The organism is Streptomyces sp. NPDC056222 (assembly GCF_042264065.1).
Lineage (GTDB): Bacteria > Actinomycetota > Actinomycetes > Streptomycetales > Streptomycetaceae > Streptomyces.
The window spans coordinates 1-13485 of the sequence record NZ_JBHJTL010000015.1 but is presented as its reverse complement, the minus strand read 5'-3'; the positions used below and the strand labels follow the sequence as shown (position 1 = coordinate 13485).

15 protein-coding genes are annotated in these 13485 nt (G+C 69.8%); 3 read left to right on the top strand and 12 right to left on the bottom strand.

Going from position 1 to position 13485, the window contains the following annotated elements; genetic code table 11:
• Window positions 1-22: 22 nt before the first annotated feature.
• Together ACFC0D_RS10155 and ACFC0D_RS10150 are read right to left on the bottom strand one after the other, a co-directional pair.
• Complete coding sequence (locus tag ACFC0D_RS10155; protein WP_376433144.1) at window positions 23-1267, bottom strand: GNAT family N-acetyltransferase; 1245 nt, start codon at window positions 1265-1267, stop codon at window positions 23-25.
• Window positions 1268-1573: 306 nt separating this feature from the next.
• Complete coding sequence (locus tag ACFC0D_RS10150; protein WP_376433142.1) at window positions 1574-2167, bottom strand: ABC transporter substrate-binding protein; 594 nt, start codon at window positions 2165-2167, stop codon at window positions 1574-1576.
• A gap of 127 nt (window positions 2168-2294) precedes the next feature.
• On the opposite strand from ACFC0D_RS10150, the gene dtd reads away from it, so the two are divergent.
• Complete coding sequence (gene dtd / locus ACFC0D_RS10145; RefSeq protein WP_376433140.1) at window positions 2295-2720, top strand: D-aminoacyl-tRNA deacylase; 426 nt, start codon at window positions 2295-2297, stop codon at window positions 2718-2720.
• A 3-nt stretch (window positions 2721-2723) separates the two neighbouring features.
• Here the strand turns inward: dtd and ACFC0D_RS10140 are convergent, their stop codons facing one another.
• The 7 genes from ACFC0D_RS10140 to ACFC0D_RS10110 form a co-directional block, all read right to left on the bottom strand.
• Complete coding sequence (locus ACFC0D_RS10140) at window positions 2724-3689, bottom strand: YgfZ/GcvT domain-containing protein (RefSeq protein ID WP_376433138.1); 966 nt, start codon at window positions 3687-3689, stop codon at window positions 2724-2726.
• A gap of 10 nt (window positions 3690-3699) precedes the next feature.
• Window positions 3700-4137: a Fur family transcriptional regulator gene (locus ACFC0D_RS10135; RefSeq protein ID WP_376433136.1), complete on the bottom strand. Its 438-nt coding sequence runs from the start codon at window positions 4135-4137 to the stop codon at window positions 3700-3702.
• Between the two features lie 48 nt (window positions 4138-4185).
• Window positions 4186-5394: an RNA-guided endonuclease InsQ/TnpB family protein gene (locus tag ACFC0D_RS10130; protein WP_376433134.1), complete on the bottom strand. Its 1209-nt coding sequence runs from the start codon at window positions 5392-5394 to the stop codon at window positions 4186-4188.
• Between the two features lie 420 nt (window positions 5395-5814).
• Complete coding sequence (locus ACFC0D_RS10125) at window positions 5815-6387, bottom strand: FABP family protein (protein ID WP_329117972.1); 573 nt, start codon at window positions 6385-6387, stop codon at window positions 5815-5817.
• A gap of 222 nt (window positions 6388-6609) precedes the next feature.
• Complete coding sequence (locus tag ACFC0D_RS10120) at window positions 6610-7704, bottom strand: hypothetical protein (RefSeq protein ID WP_376433132.1); 1095 nt, start codon at window positions 7702-7704, stop codon at window positions 6610-6612.
• Window positions 7701-8552 carry a hypothetical protein gene (locus tag ACFC0D_RS10115; protein ID WP_376433130.1) on the bottom strand — a complete coding sequence of 284 codons (852 nt, stop codon included), beginning with the start codon at window positions 8550-8552 and terminating at the stop codon, window positions 7701-7703. The genes ACFC0D_RS10120 and ACFC0D_RS10115 overlap by 4 nt, the downstream gene beginning before the upstream one ends.
• The gene (locus ACFC0D_RS10110) at window positions 8549-9490 is read right to left on the bottom strand and encodes a hypothetical protein (RefSeq protein ID WP_376433128.1); all 942 of its coding nucleotides are present in this window, start codon (window positions 9488-9490) and stop codon (window positions 8549-8551) included. The genes ACFC0D_RS10115 and ACFC0D_RS10110 overlap by 4 nt, the downstream gene beginning before the upstream one ends.
• Window positions 9491-9597: 107 nt before the next feature.
• On the opposite strand from ACFC0D_RS10110, the gene ACFC0D_RS10105 reads away from it, so the two are divergent.
• Window positions 9598-9960, top strand: a complete 363-nt coding sequence (locus ACFC0D_RS10105; RefSeq protein WP_137994334.1) for a DsrE family protein — start codon at window positions 9598-9600, stop codon at window positions 9958-9960.
• Window positions 9961-10000: 40 nt separating this feature from the next.
• On the opposite strand, the gene ACFC0D_RS10100 is transcribed toward ACFC0D_RS10105, so the two are convergent.
• From ACFC0D_RS10100 to ACFC0D_RS10090, 3 genes are all read right to left on the bottom strand, one after another.
• A complete protein-coding gene (locus tag ACFC0D_RS10100) occupies window positions 10001-10267 on the bottom strand; it encodes a DUF3099 domain-containing protein (protein ID WP_376433126.1) in 267 nt (88 codons plus the stop codon).
• Between the two features lie 9 nt (window positions 10268-10276).
• Entirely contained in the window at window positions 10277-11737 is a 1461-nt protein-coding gene (locus tag ACFC0D_RS10095) for a hypothetical protein (RefSeq protein ID WP_376433124.1), read from the bottom strand.
• A 143-nt stretch (window positions 11738-11880) separates the two neighbouring features.
• On the bottom strand, window positions 11881-12345 hold the full coding sequence (locus tag ACFC0D_RS10090; RefSeq protein WP_376433122.1) for a GtrA family protein: 465 nt from the start codon (window positions 12343-12345) through the stop codon (window positions 11881-11883).
• A gap of 113 nt (window positions 12346-12458) precedes the next feature.
• Between ACFC0D_RS10090 and ACFC0D_RS10085 the strand changes: the two genes are divergently transcribed.
• Window positions 12459-13445, top strand: a complete 987-nt coding sequence (locus ACFC0D_RS10085; RefSeq protein ID WP_376433120.1) for a glycosyltransferase — start codon at window positions 12459-12461, stop codon at window positions 13443-13445.
• Window positions 13446-13485 lie beyond the last annotated feature (40 nt).

The window sequence follows — 13485 nt, the reverse complement described above, 5'->3', positions numbered from 1 at the left end:
CCGCCCGGCCGGAGACCGACGGTCAGAAGATGTCCGGGCACCAGGGCCGGCGGGAGGTCCGCAACAAGGCGTCCGCGCGGTCGGCCGCCCCCGGCGCGACCTCCTCGACCCGGCCGAGAGCGGCGAGCCGTACCACCGACTCGTCACCGAGCGAGAGCGTGCCCAACTCGGCGATGTCGAGGGCGAGATCGGCCGAGGCGGTGGACGGCGCACATGCGGCGCCCTCCGGGGAGGCGTCCAGACGGTAGCGGCCGCCCGCCAGACCGGCCGCGTCCCGCAGCTCGAGGACCAGACTGCCGGACGCTCCGTACGTACGGCCCTCCAGGACCTTCGCCACATCCAGCACCCGGACCCAGAGCATGTCGGCCTGCGTGGTGATGTGGGCGGCCCGCGGGTCGGGCAGCAGCAGCGGGAGGAGGTCGTCGGGGGCGCGGTTGCCGGACTTGACCGTGGTGACCCAGTCGATCGAGCAGAGATAGCGCCACAGCGCCCGCTCGGCCGCCGGGGTGACGGCGATCAGGTCCTTGACCTTGGCCGTGTTGAGGGGCTGCTTGGCATCGCCCCAGGTGTCGTCGCAGGTGTAGGCGGCGAAGCCCTGGGGCTCACCGTCCTCGTCACGGAAGACGACGTAGAACGGCTCGGTCCACGGGGAGTTGTGGAAGGCGAGACCCGTCTCGACGTCCCAGCGGCGGCTGTCGCGCTCGACCATTCCGGCCCGGACGCCGGCGAGCCGGCGGTGCAGCCCGGGGCCGATCTTGCGGATCTCCTCGCCGTCGGCGAACTCGATCCGTCCACCGTCCTCGGGCCGCCCGGTGCGGCGCGGGTCGAGACCGGCGCGGCGGACGTCCACGGTCCACTCGGCCGTCCAGGTCGCCGGACCGAAGCCGTACCGCCCGTAGATCGGGTACTCGGCGGCGATGAGTGTGGCGACGGCGTCGCCCCGCTCCTTCGCGGCGGCGAGATCGTCCGCCATCATCCGGCTGAGCAGCCCCTGCCGGCGATGCGTCGCGGAGACGGTGACACCGCTGACGGCGTCGGCGACGAGCGCGCCGCCGCCGACGGCGCTCAACTCCTGCGTGAACGAACGGAAGGTGGCGACCACACGGCCGCCGTCGAAGACGCCGAGGACCCGGGAGAGATCGGAGTGCGGCAGCCGGTCGGCGACCTCCTCGTCCGTCACCATCGGCGGCCGGAGAAATCCGGTGTTGACGGCCCGGAGCCAGTCGGGGTACTCGGACTCGACGACAGGACGCACCTCAAGGGTCATCCTCCGAGGCTATGCCGGTCCCACCGTCACCCGCACCCGGGTTTTCCGGCGGACACCGCGGGCACGCCTTGGGGTTCCCCGACGACCGCCACCGCACCCGCCGCCCAGGGTTCCCGACGATCACCATCGGACGCCCGCACCCGGAGTTCCCGGCGACGCCACCGCACGCCCTCACTCGGGATTCCCTGCGACCGCCGCACACACCCGGGAGTTCCCGGCGACCGCCGCACACACCCGGGGTTCGCGGCGGGCCCGCCCGCACCGCAACCACCGACCGACCGCAACCACCGACCGACCGCAACCGCCTCAGATGAGCAGGTCGTCCACCTGCGCCTCGCCCTCGCGGTAGCGGCGGGCGATCTCCGCGCTGCAGTCGTCGGCCGTCCGCTGCAGCTGCTGCCGCTGCCGCGAGACCTGCTGCTCGTACCCCGCGAGCCGTCCCATCGCCGTGTGCAGCTCGTCGTCCGTCCGTGCGCCGAGGTCCGACAGCTCGACCTCCGAGAGCATCTCCGTCGCGAGCCGCCGGTACTCCTCGCTGCGGGGCGTCGACAGCGTCACATGCCGCGCCGAGGTCCGCAGCCGCGACGGCGCGTCCGCCAGGATCTCCGAGAGCCGGTCCAGGATCGGCGCCTCCGGATCCGTGCGCCGGGCCAGTTCGGCCCGCAGGATGTCGATCCGACCCTGCAGCATCCGCCGCACATAACTGAGGTCGGCCTCGTCCCCCTGGGCGTCACGCCGCAGGGTGCGCAGCTCCGGCAGCCGTAGGGCGGTGAGATCGGGTGTCGGCCGTTCCGGCAGGGCGGGCTCGGCTCTCCGCTGCACGGGTGGTCGTACGGCCGCGCCGACCCGGGTCAGCTGTACGGGACCGGAAGGCGTCTGCCCGGCGCCAGGTGCACTCATGTGAATCGTCCCCTCGACCGGTGCGGAGCCGCACCGCCTGACACGCATGGTGCCACTCCCGCACGTGTGTGTGCAGGCGCTCTGCACCCGTTCAGCCCCAGATGCGTCGGTCTGTAGGTTGGTCCGTATGCGAGCAGTGGTACAGAGGGTCGACGGCGCGAGCGTCGTCGTCGCAGGGGAGACCGTCGGCGAGATCGTCGGCGAAGGACTGTGTGTGCTGGTGGGAGTCACCCATGAGGACACCCCGGAGAAGGCGGCCCAGCTCGCCAGAAAGCTGTGGTCCGTCCGGATGCTGGAGGGAGAGAAATCCTGTTCGGACGTGAATGCGCCCTTGTTGGTGATTTCTCAGTTCACCCTCTACGGGGACGCCCGCAAGGGCCGCCGGCCCACCTGGAACGCCGCTGCCCCCGGGCCCGTCGCCGAGCCCCTCGTCGACGAGGTGGTGGCGCAGCTGCGCGCGCTGGGCGCGCACGTCGAAACGGGCCGGTTCGGAGCGGCGATGCGCGTCTCGCTCACGAATCACGGCCCGTTCACGGTGCTCGTGGAGGTGTAGGGGCTACGGCTCGACGACGGTCTCCTGCGCGGCGGCCGTGTCGCCCGCCATCAGCTCCGCGTCCACCGGCACGTTCCGCTTCACCATCGCCAGCGCGATCGGCCCCAGCTCGTGGTGGCGGGCGGAGGTGGTGATGAAGCCGAGCTGCCGGCCCTCGCCGCCGTCCGCCGCGAGGCGGATCGGGGTGCCGTGGCCCGGCAGATGGACCTCGCTGCCGTCCAGGTGCAGGAAGACCAGCCGACGCGGCGGCTTCCCCAGGTTGTGGACACGGGCGACGGTCTCCTGCCCGCGGTAGCAGCCCTTCTGCAGATGCACCGCGCTGCCGATCCAGCCCAGCTCGTGCGGAATGGTCCGGTGGTCGGTCTCGAAGCCGAGCCGCGGCCGGTGCGCCTCGATCCGCAACGCCTCGTACGCGAGGATGCCGGCGGCCGGGCCGTGGGAGGCCGCGAAGGACTCCAGGTCGGCGCGGGGCAGGAACAGATCGCGGCCGTGCGCGGTCTCCTGTACGACCGCGCCGTCCGGCACCTCGGCGATGAAGCCGGCCGGCAGGTGGACGACGGCGAACTCGTCCGTACGGTCGGCGACCTCGACGCGGTAGAAGAACTTCATCGACTCCAGATAGGCGATGAGCTCGTCCTGGGTGCCGGGCTCGACATGCGCCCAGACTGTCTCGCCGTCGTCGACGAGGTAGAGGGCGTGCTCGATGTGGCCGTTGGCGGAGAGGATCAGCGCCTCGGTGGCCCGGCCCGCCGGCAGCTCGCTGACGTGCTGGGTGAGCAGCAGGTGGAGCCAGCTCAGGCGGTCGTCACCGGTGACCGTGACGACACCGCGGTGCGAGAGATCGACGAAGCCGTCGCCCGCGGCGAGGGCGCGCTGCTCACGGAACAGATCGCCGTAGTGGGCGGCGACGCCTTCGTCACGGCCTTCGGCGGGGACGGCGCCGGGCAGGGACAGCAGAGGGCTCTTCATGGGGAAAAGCCTACGACTCGGCGGAGGCGTCCTTCTCGGCGCAGTCCTGACACCGGCCGAAGATCGCGAAATGCTTCATGTCCGTCTCGAAGCCGAAGGTCTCGCGCAGCTTCCCGGTGAACTCCGCCGCCACGTCGACGTCCGCCTCGATGACGTTCGTACAGTCCCGGCAGACCAGGTGCAGATGGTGGTGGCGATCGGCGAGGTGGTAGGTCGGCGCCCCGTGCCCGAGATGGGCGTGGGAGACGAGCCCGAGCTCCTCCAGGAGCTCAAGGGTCCGGTACACGGTGGAGATGTTCACACCGGACGCGGTCCTGCGGACCTCACCGAGGATGTCGTCGGGGGTCGCGTGCTCCAGCGTGTCCACGGCCTCCAGGACAAGCTGGCGCTGGGGCGTCAGCCGATAGCCGCGCTGTCGCAGGTCGCTTTTCCAGTCGGTGCTCACCACGCCCCCCAGTTTGGCATCCTCCGCCCCTGAACGGGGGCGGGATCCTTCTCAGGCCGCGTGCGGCCTGGTCGGTGGTTGACGCTTCACAGACCGGGTGCCCCCGAGGTCTCCACGTCCTGACACCGCCTGCCCGGCGGCGTGATCGATGTTGCACCCCGCGTTGGTGTCCGCGTTGGCCTCGAACCCGCAGTCAGGGTTCTTGCAGACGAAGCGGGCCTGGTTCTCCCGGTTTCCCGGGGTGATGACGCCGCAGGCGGAGCAGCGTCGGGAGGTGTTCGCGGCCGGGACCCTGACCACGAGGCCGCCACGGTCGGCGGTCTTGTACTCCAGCATAGTCACGGTCCTACCCCAAGCTTCCTCGGTGATCGCCCGGTTCAGCGCGGCCTTCTGTCGGACATTCCGCCCGGGGGCTTCCGCAGTTCCTCTGGCGGACTTGACCATGCTGGTGATGGCCAGGTCCTCCACACCGACGCGCGAGAACGTCTCGGCGATGTCGGTGGTGGTCTTGTGCTGCCAGTCGACCACTCGGCGCTTGGCTGTCGCGCGGAGCCTGGCGATCTGGTCGTACGTACGGGTGAGGCGACGCGACCTCTTCTCACCGGGGTTACCGGCGCGGCGGCTGCGGTGCTTGGTCTTCTCCAGCCGGCGCAGTCGTTCGACTTCACCCTTGGTGAGCCAGGGACCGTGGTCACGGAACGTGCCGTCGGACAGAGCGAGGGGGCGGATGACGCCCCGGTCGATGCCCACCGTCGGCCCGGCATGCGGCTCAGGTTCGGGTGCTTCGCTCTGGACGCGAAAGACGACGTGCCAGCCGTCGGCCTCCTTCACCAGCCGGGCCCCGGTGACCCGGTTGTCGCCATCGGCATGCTTGCCCACCGGGAGATCCTTGGTCCATCGGAAGCGAACGTGCCCGATCTTGGGCACCCACATGCACCCCCACCGCCGGTTCGTCCTGACGATTCGGAGGTCACGGCCCTGCGGGATGTCGATGGCCATGCGGGAGCGGAAGCGGCCCTTGAAATTCGGGGCCTGGGCGCGGCCGCTCCAGCAGTTCTTCCATGCCTGGAAGTACGTCTTCAGCACGGCCTGCGCCGCCTGCGCGGGCAGGACGCCGAGCCAGGGAAGATCCTTGCGACCCTGTCGGATCGCCTCGTCAGCGGCGGCAAGGGTCCGGCGTTCCCGGGGAAGCATCGTCCACCAGTCATGAACAAGATTCCACAAAGCGCGGGCCGCATGGCCCTGCTCCTCAGCCGCCACTGCCTAGGCGGGAGTGAGAGAGAGTCTGGCCTTGTGACCACGCTGACGCTTCAACACCCCTCCCGAAGTCCCGCCCGCTCACCCATGTCGATGAGGAAACAGCCGACACCCCGATCACCGACAACGTCGAAGCTATACGGTCACGTCGGACACCCGGCCCAAATGACAGGATCCCTCGCATACTGGCCATAATTCGCACATCCATGCGGATTTCCGTCGTCGGTTCCGACGTGGAGTGATCACCACTACTCCCCGGCCCGTCGTAAGTCCTCGATGAGGAAATCGAGCCCGAGACAATGGTGCAGGTCTTGAGATGGCCAGTGCCCCCGCCTTCAGGCGGGGGCACTGGCCAGAATCATCGGTAGCAGGGCCCGACAGTGTGGACCTCAGGCACCTCCCGGCCGAGGCCAGGAAAGTACCTCACTTGAAGAACGCGATGCCGTCGTCCGGCATGTCGGGGAGGTTGCGTGCCATCTCGGCGACCTCTTCCGGCGTGACGACCTTCTTCAGGTGCGCCGACATGTACGGGCGGAGCGGCACCTCGGGGGTGGCCTTCTCGCCCACCCACATCAGGTCGCCCTTGACGTAGCCGTAGAGCCGCTTGCCGCCACTGTACGGGCCGGAGGCCGCGGTGCGGGCCACGGCGTCCGTCACCAGGTCGATCTGCGGCTTCTTGTCGGCGAGCTCGCCGTACCAGATCTCCACGATGCCCTGGTCGCGGACCATGACGGTCTCGACCTTGCGGTCCTTGTCGATCCGCCAGTAGCCGCTCTCGCTCTCCAGCGGGCGGACCTGGTTGCCGTCGTTGTCCAGGACCCAGGAGTGCGAGTGGTACTCGAGGAAGTCACGGCCGTCGTGGCTGAACGTCACGGACTGGCCGAAGTTGCACTTCTCGGCGCCGGGGAAGTCGGCCACGCCCGCGCCTTCCCACGTTCCGAGCAGGAACGCGAGCGGGACGAGGTCCGGGTTGAGGTCGGACGGGATCTCGATCATGAGCAGCTCTGTCGATCTGTAGAGGTGATTACCGCTGGCCCTGGTACAGCTTCTTCACGGCCAGACCGGTGAACGCGAGCACGGCGACACAGACCAGGGCCAGGAGGACTTCGAAGAAGATGATCACAGGTGCTCCTCGAATGAGCGGTGAAGGCAGAACGGGCCGGACCCCAGCTTAGTCTGCGGGGGCCCGGCCCTCTCTGTGAGGTGGGTCTAGCGCGATCAGCCCAGGAGCTGGTTCTGGAGGGTGACGGTCTGCTGGAACGGGACCTTCAGCGTCTCCCCCTTGCGGGTCTGCGTGACCAACGCGAGGGTGTCGCCCGCCTGGATGTAGGCCCAACGGGTCTGATCGGCGTTCTGCGGCAGCTCGACGAAGGTGTAGAGGGCGGTGTACGACACCCGTACGTCGCTCGCGACCTCGCTGTCCATCGTGACGCCCTCGGCCCCGTCGAGCAGCGGGCCGTCGACCGAGCCGGCCCGTACGGCGTCGTCCTTGAACGCCTCGGCGAAGGCGACCGAGTTGAACCGGAGCAGGTGCACCCGGGTCGTCGTGCCGTCGGGCGTGGTCCAGCCTCGGGCCGCGATGTGCCGCAGCGCGGACTCCTTCAGCGCGTCCTTCAGCTCGGCGCGGTCGTCCTGCCGGTACTGGGACAGGTACTGGTCCACGGTGGCCCAGCCGCCGTTGAGCTTCGGGTCGGGCGTGGCGCCGACCGGGGCCGGGAGGAGCAGTTTGCGCAGGTCGGCGTGGTGGATCTCGCCCGGGTTGCCGTCGCTGTAGGGGCGCGGGGCGTCGGCCGGGAGGGCCGGAAGGCTGAGCTTCGGGTACTCCCAGCGGCCGTCGTTCTCGGTCTCGAGCCCCGGCACCTCATGGCGCTCCATGGAGGCGATCGCGAACGCGGTCCCGGTCCCGAGCCCACCGCACACGAGCACGGCGGCGGTCCAACGGGCGACGGCCCACAGAACGCGACGCGAGGGCTTACGGACACGCGGGACCGGCTGGTCCTGCTGGTCCTGCTGGTCCTGCTGGTCCTGCTGGTCCTGCTGGACCTGCCCGACCGGCTGGACCTCGGGCCCAGCGACCGGAACGGGCGGTACCGACGGGGCCTCCGGGGCGACGGACACCTCGGGCTCGACCGCGGGCTCGACGGGGGCCTCCGGGGCGACGGACGCCTCGGGCTCGACCGGGGTATCCGCGGCGGCGGGCGCCTCGGGCTCGGCCGCGGGTTCGACCTGCGCCTCGGGCTCGACCGCGGACGCGTCCGGCTCGGACTTCACGTCCGTCTCCGGCTTCGTCTCCGTCTCCGTCTGCTCGGTCATACGTACTCCCCCGGGGACTTGAGGTGGTCGAGCTGCTTCCGCACCAGCTCCGCCACCGCGGACTTGTCGAACGGCTTGGGACCCGCGGCGGTGACCGTGACGAGGACCTCGGAGTCGTACGCCGTGCAGACCATCCCGTCCAGCTGCTCGGCCTGCTCCTCCTTGTCCAGTCCCTTCTCCTGCGGATACATGAAGCAGGCGGAGTTCTTGTGCCCGCCGATCTTCGGCCCCTTCGGGAACTTCAGGAGGTCGGCCGACAGCCCCTTCCGGAGCTCGTACATCCCGCGGATCGCCTTCTTGTCCTTCATCCGCGTGATGTGCACGGTGACCACGGTGCCCTGCTCCGGCCAGGCGTAGGAGCGGAAGGCGATCCCCTGCACGCCCAGGCGGTCGATGTCCTTCTCGTAGTCGCGGCGCTTCTTGCCGGAGAGCCCCTTGCCGTCCTCCTTCAGGAGCGCGGCGGCCTCCTTCCCGCTCAGCTCGCCGTCGTTGCCGTACCCCTCGATGTCGGGGCCGAGTTCGTACGCGGACGGGACCGGCAGCAGCAGCTTGCTGAGCGGCGTCGACGCCTTGCCGCGGGCGACGTCGAGCGCCGGGTCCTTCGGCACCTTCGACAGGTCCGGTTGCTCCCACACGACCGTCGGCGCGGCGCGGTCCGCGTCGCGGACGGTGACGCTCGTGTACGCGACGCCACCACCGACCGCTCCGAGGACGAGCACGGCGGGCAGCACGATCGTCAGCAGCCTGCGCGCCCGACCGGGCTTGCCCGGCTCCTTCGGCTCGTCGGCGGGAACGGTCGCGGCGAACACGTCGTCCGGGTCGATCACGGTGTTCTGTTCCTCGCTCACAGGCGCCCCAACTGTCGCTCGGCCACCGAGGCGATCTCCTTCTGCGAGATCTTCTTGGTGTCGAAGATGAAGATCTCGACCGCGATGTCACCGCGGTACAGATAGGCCCGGGCCTGGTAGTAGTCCAGGTAGCCGGGCTCCTTCTCCACCGGGAACACGTAGTAGTGGCCGTTGGCCGAGCCCTTGATCGGATCGCCCCCGTACTCGGCGTACTCCTCTTCGGGCATGTAGCCCATCTGGTCCTCGACATAGTCCTGCGCGCCGAGGACATCGGTGGAGCGGTACTGGATGAGCCGGATCTCGGTGGTCCTGTGCTCGCCCGTCCGCCACGACGTGGTCGCGATGCGCCGGACCCTGATGTCCAGCTGGTAGCCCAGCGCGTAGCCGGGCTCCTCGAACCCCGACGCGAACTCGGCCGGCGTCATCCAGCCGTCCTCGTCGTGGAAGTCCGTCTTCTTCGAACCCGCCGGCCTGGGCAGCAGCAGCTTGCGCAGATCGCCGCCCGTCTTGACGCTGCGGTCCTCGGCGGCCGTGAGCGGAGCCGGCCTCTGGCCCTTCGGGAGCGGCTTCGGGTAGGCGAGGTCCGGCTGGTTGAGCGCGGGCAGCGGCGTCGGCTCCCGCTCGGCCTGGATGCCGTACCCCACCGCCGTACCGCCGACGATGCCGAGGACGGCGGCGACGGCGATGAGCGCGATGGTCCGGCCGACCCGGCGAGGACGAGGCGACTCGGGGTCCGAGTCCGACGGCGCGTCCAGGGCCGGGGGCGCGACCGGCGCCTCGGCCGGGGACGCGACCGGCGCCTCGGCCGGGGACGCGACCGGGGCCGGCGTCGGTGCCGGGGCCGGAGGCGCGACCGGGGCCGGAGGCGCGACCGGGGCCGGCGTCTGTGCCGGCTCCGGGGCTGTTCCGGCGTTTTCCGTTGATTCTGTGGCTTCCAAAAGGGGGTCCCCCCACGAGACCTGAAGCGCAGATTCCGTAACCCGCGCACCCAGCTGACCCGCGACTGGTGCATGGGGTTGCAGTGGTCCGCATTACAGTTCGGTATATGGCGAAGAAGCTCGTGATCAAGGTGACCGCCGGGGCCGACGCCCCCGAACGCTGCTCGCAGGCCTTCACCGTGGCCGCGGTGGCCGTGGCGAGCGGTGTCGAGGTCTCGCTCTGGCTGACGGGCGAGTCGTCGTGGTTCGCGCTCCCGGGGCGCGCGGCCGAGTTCGAGCTGCCGCACGCCGCGCCGCTGCCGGACCTGATCGACTCGATCCTGGCGGCCGGGCGGATCACGCTCTGCACGCAGTGCGCGGCTCGCCGCGAGATCACGGAGAAGGACGTCCTGGAGGGCGTACGGATCGCCGGCGCGCAGGTCTTCGTCCAGGAGGCCATGACGGACGGCACGCAGGCGCTCGTCTACTGAGTCGGGGCCCCGGAATCACGGCCTGGCAGGCGCCACGCGCTCACCGGTCGTCGTGGCGCTTCTTGCCGTCGAGCTCGTCCCACCACTCGTCGGACTGCGGGTCCCCGGACGGGTCGTCCCACCAGCGGTCCTCGGGACCCCGCCGATTCGCGACCATCGCGGCGATCGGCGGGATGATCATGGCGACCACGCACATCCCGATGGCGACCGGCATCGAGAAAAGCCGCACGACGGCCCACGCCCCGACGAAGAGCACCACACAGATGCCCATCATCCAGAAGTAGGTGTGGCGCCGCCGCGCGTACATACCTTCAGATTACGACCGGACGTCGGCCCCTGACAGCTCGGCCGGAGCCGCACCGCCGCCGTCCCGCTCGCGCACGGGGGCGGGAGCCGCCTCCGCGGCCGCGGCGGCGTCCTTCGGGCCGGAGCCCTTCGCCGCCTTCCGCCCCAGCCAGACCAGCAGCAGGGCGAGCGTGCCGGCGAGCGCGGGCCAGTAGAAGTACCGGAAGTCACCGGCGGGCACCGTCGGCAGGTAGCCGGCGATGTACACCGCCGAGCTGATCCCGAGGACACGGACCGGCATCGCGTACTGCCCGCGGCCCGGCCGGAAGGTCAGCGTGAGGGCGACGACCAGCCAGAACCAGCCCGCGAAGAGCATCGGGAGGTCCTTGCCCATGCCGAGGACGTAGTACTTGAGGATCTTCGTGCGCCGCTCGTCCGGCTCACCGATCCCGGGCGCGTTCGCGATGGTTCCGTCCTGGTACGTGTACCGGCCCTGGAACAGCACCTTCGAGAAGACCTGGAGGCGGTACTCGGCGTACTCGGGCAGATGGCCCGGGATCTCGCTGATCCACATGTCGGTCAGCTCGTCCGCGTGCCGGCCCAGCTCGGTCAGACCCAGGGACGTGTCACGCGGGTAGCAGCGCCAGTAGGCGTCGGACAGGTTCTTCTCGGGCGTGCACCGCTTGGTCGTGGTGACCATCGCCTCCTGGAAGTCCGGCGTCGTCGCCGCCTTTCCGGCCGCCGCCCGCACCTCCTCGACGGTCAGGACGTGCACCAGGTCGTCGAGCAGGATCTGCGAGAACTGGCGGGTCTCCAGCGGCTTCGCGACGGCCGAGACGACTCCGCTCGACACGGCGGCGGCGGCGATGAGGGCTCCGGCCGAGATCAGCCACTTGCGCCGGCCGGGCGTGGGCCACAGGGAGCGTACGAGCAGGTAGAAGACCGGGATACCGGCCAGCAGGGCGTTCTTGCGGGCCAGGATCGCGTAGGCGATGAGGATCGCACCGAGGGCCAGCAGCACCCAGCGCGTGACGGTGCGTTCGGCCGGCAGATCACGGGCGACGAAGGCGATCGCGCAGGCGGCGAGGAGGGCGAACGCCATCTGGACGTCCTTCCACACCACACCGGTGAAGGTGATGATGTGCGGGGCCAGTCCGATGGCGAGGATCGCGAGGGAGCCGACACGACTGCCGGTGCGCGCCCAGACCCGCCAGGCGATGACCCACAGCGCCGCCCACAGGACGGCGGACTGGAGGGCGGCCATGGCGCCGGGGCTGCCGGTCACGTCGATGAGCGCCCGCCACAGCAGGGCCATCACGGGCGGGTGCCAGTCCGTCACGGGTGCCTTGCCCAGCGCCTGCTGGAGCTGGTCGACACTGTCGAGACTCAGGTAGCCGGGGGAGAACAGCATGGCCGTGCCCCAGCCGCAGAACGCGGCGATGGCGGCGAGACCCCAGGGCCAGAGCGGACGATCCGACAGATTTGACCACATCCGTGAGATCGGTCGCACGGGTCGCTCAGGTGTCATGAGGCCGGAGCCTAACAGCACAACGTCAACACGCCGCACGCACCGAACACCCATCGGGTGAACACAGAAGAGGCGCCGCGACCCGGCTCCACCAGGCCCTTCGAGGCTTACGCCGCCTGGAACACATAGCGCCGGTAGACGACGAACCGGACCAGTGTGGCCACGGCCCAGCCGAAGAGCCGGGTGATGTTGTCGGTCAGCGCCGAGTCGAATCCCAGCGCCCGCGACAGATAGACCGGGGCGGCCGTGATCACGATGCCGGCGAGGTTCACGAGGACGAAGACGACGACCTCGCGCGACGACGTCTCCGAACGCTGGTCGCGGTAGGTCCAGTGGCGGTTGCCTATCCAGCCGACCACCATCGCCGCGGCCGTGGCGACCACCGATGCGAGGACCGGCATGGACGCCATGGGCCCGTCGCCCACCCCGGGAAGGCCGAAGACGAGCAGGTTGAAGCCGCCGGCGTCCACGACGAAGGCGACGGCCCCGACGACCCCGAACTTGGCGACTTCCCGCCACAGACCGCGGATGACGTCACGCAGGCGGAGGCGGAGGGACAGTTGATCGGACATGAAAAAGAGACTAGCCGCAGGGTATTCTCACGTGACTCCACCCATGACCACTCGTGGTCTCTGGATGCCCCCCAACGCCTCGTGGGGATTCCACAAGTCTAAAGGATCAACAGATGAGACCCACGATCGCCTGCGTCGTCCCCTGCTACAACGAGGAGGCGGCCATCGGCAAGGTGGTCCGTGATCTCCGGGCAGCGCTGCCCGAGGCCGAGATATACGTCTACGACAACGCCTCGACCGACCGCACGGTGGAAGTCGCCCTCGAGGCCGGCGCGATCGTCCGGCACGAGAAGCGCAAGGGCAAGGGCAACGTCATCCGTCGCGCCTTCGCCGACGTCGACGCGGACGCGCTGCTCATCATCGACGGCGACGACACCTACGACGCGTCGCGCGCCGGCGATCTGGTCGACCTGCTCTTCGAGGGCCCCTACGACCACGTCGTCGGCGCCCGTCGCGAGACGGTCGAGGGTGCGTACCGTCCGGGTCACGCGGTCGGCAACAAGATGCTGACGGGCGCCGTCCGTACGCTCTTCGGCAACGACGTCACCGACATGCTGAGCGGTTACCGCGTCTTCTCGCGCCGCTACATCAAGTCGTTCCCGGCCCTGTCGCACGAGTTCGAGACCGAGACCGAGATGACGGTCCACGCGCTGAACCTGCGGCTCCCCACGGCGGAACTGCCCGTCGACTTCAAGGACCGCCCGGCCGGCAGCGAGAGCAAGCTGCGCACCTACCGGGACGGCTGGCGCATCCTCAAGATGATCCTCGGCCTGGCCCGCCGTCAGCGTCCCTCGCTCTTCCACAGCGTGCTCGCCGGTCTGCTCGCCCTGGTCTCCCTGGGCCTCGGCACGCCGGTCATCGTGGACTACATCAACACGGGCGAGGTGCCGCGCTTCCCCACGGCCATCCTCGCCGCGGCGATCATGACCATCGCGGTACTCGTGCTGCTGGTGGGCTACATCCTCGAGTCGTTCATGCACCTGCGCCAGGAGCAGTCCCGCCTCGCCCACCTCGCGTACCCGGCGCCGAGCCGCTCCCCCAAGGGTCTCGACCTGGACAAGACGCCACGTGAGCAGGCGGACACGCTGGCCCGCTCGTAGTTCTCCGTGACGTACGGAACAGCCCCCGCCGGGTACGCCC

Coding starts and splice junctions, on each gene's coding strand:
- ACFC0D_RS10155 (WP_376433144.1), bottom strand. CDS start 1,267: ATGACCCTTGAGGTGCGTCCTGTCGTCGAGTCCGAGTACCCCGACTGG.
- ACFC0D_RS10150 (WP_376433142.1), bottom strand. CDS start 2,167: ATGAGTGCACCTGGCGCCGGGCAGACGCCTTCCGGTCCCGTACAGCTG.
- dtd (WP_376433140.1), top strand. CDS start 2,295: ATGCGAGCAGTGGTACAGAGGGTCGACGGCGCGAGCGTCGTCGTCGCA.
- ACFC0D_RS10140 (WP_376433138.1), bottom strand. CDS start 3,689: ATGAAGAGCCCTCTGCTGTCCCTGCCCGGCGCCGTCCCCGCCGAAGGC.
- ACFC0D_RS10125 (WP_329117972.1), bottom strand. CDS start 6,387: ATGATCGAGATCCCGTCCGACCTCAACCCGGACCTCGTCCCGCTCGCG.
- ACFC0D_RS10120 (WP_376433132.1), bottom strand. CDS start 7,704: ATGACCGAGCAGACGGAGACGGAGACGAAGCCGGAGACGGACGTGAAG.
- ACFC0D_RS10105 (WP_137994334.1), top strand. CDS start 9,598: ATGGCGAAGAAGCTCGTGATCAAGGTGACCGCCGGGGCCGACGCCCCC.
- ACFC0D_RS10100 (WP_376433126.1), bottom strand. CDS start 10,267: ATGTACGCGCGGCGGCGCCACACCTACTTCTGGATGATGGGCATCTGT.
- ACFC0D_RS10095 (WP_376433124.1), bottom strand. CDS start 11,737: ATGTGGTCAAATCTGTCGGATCGTCCGCTCTGGCCCTGGGGTCTCGCC.
- ACFC0D_RS10090 (WP_376433122.1), bottom strand. CDS start 12,345: ATGTCCGATCAACTGTCCCTCCGCCTCCGCCTGCGTGACGTCATCCGC.
- ACFC0D_RS10085 (WP_376433120.1), top strand. CDS start 12,459: ATGAGACCCACGATCGCCTGCGTCGTCCCCTGCTACAACGAGGAGGCG.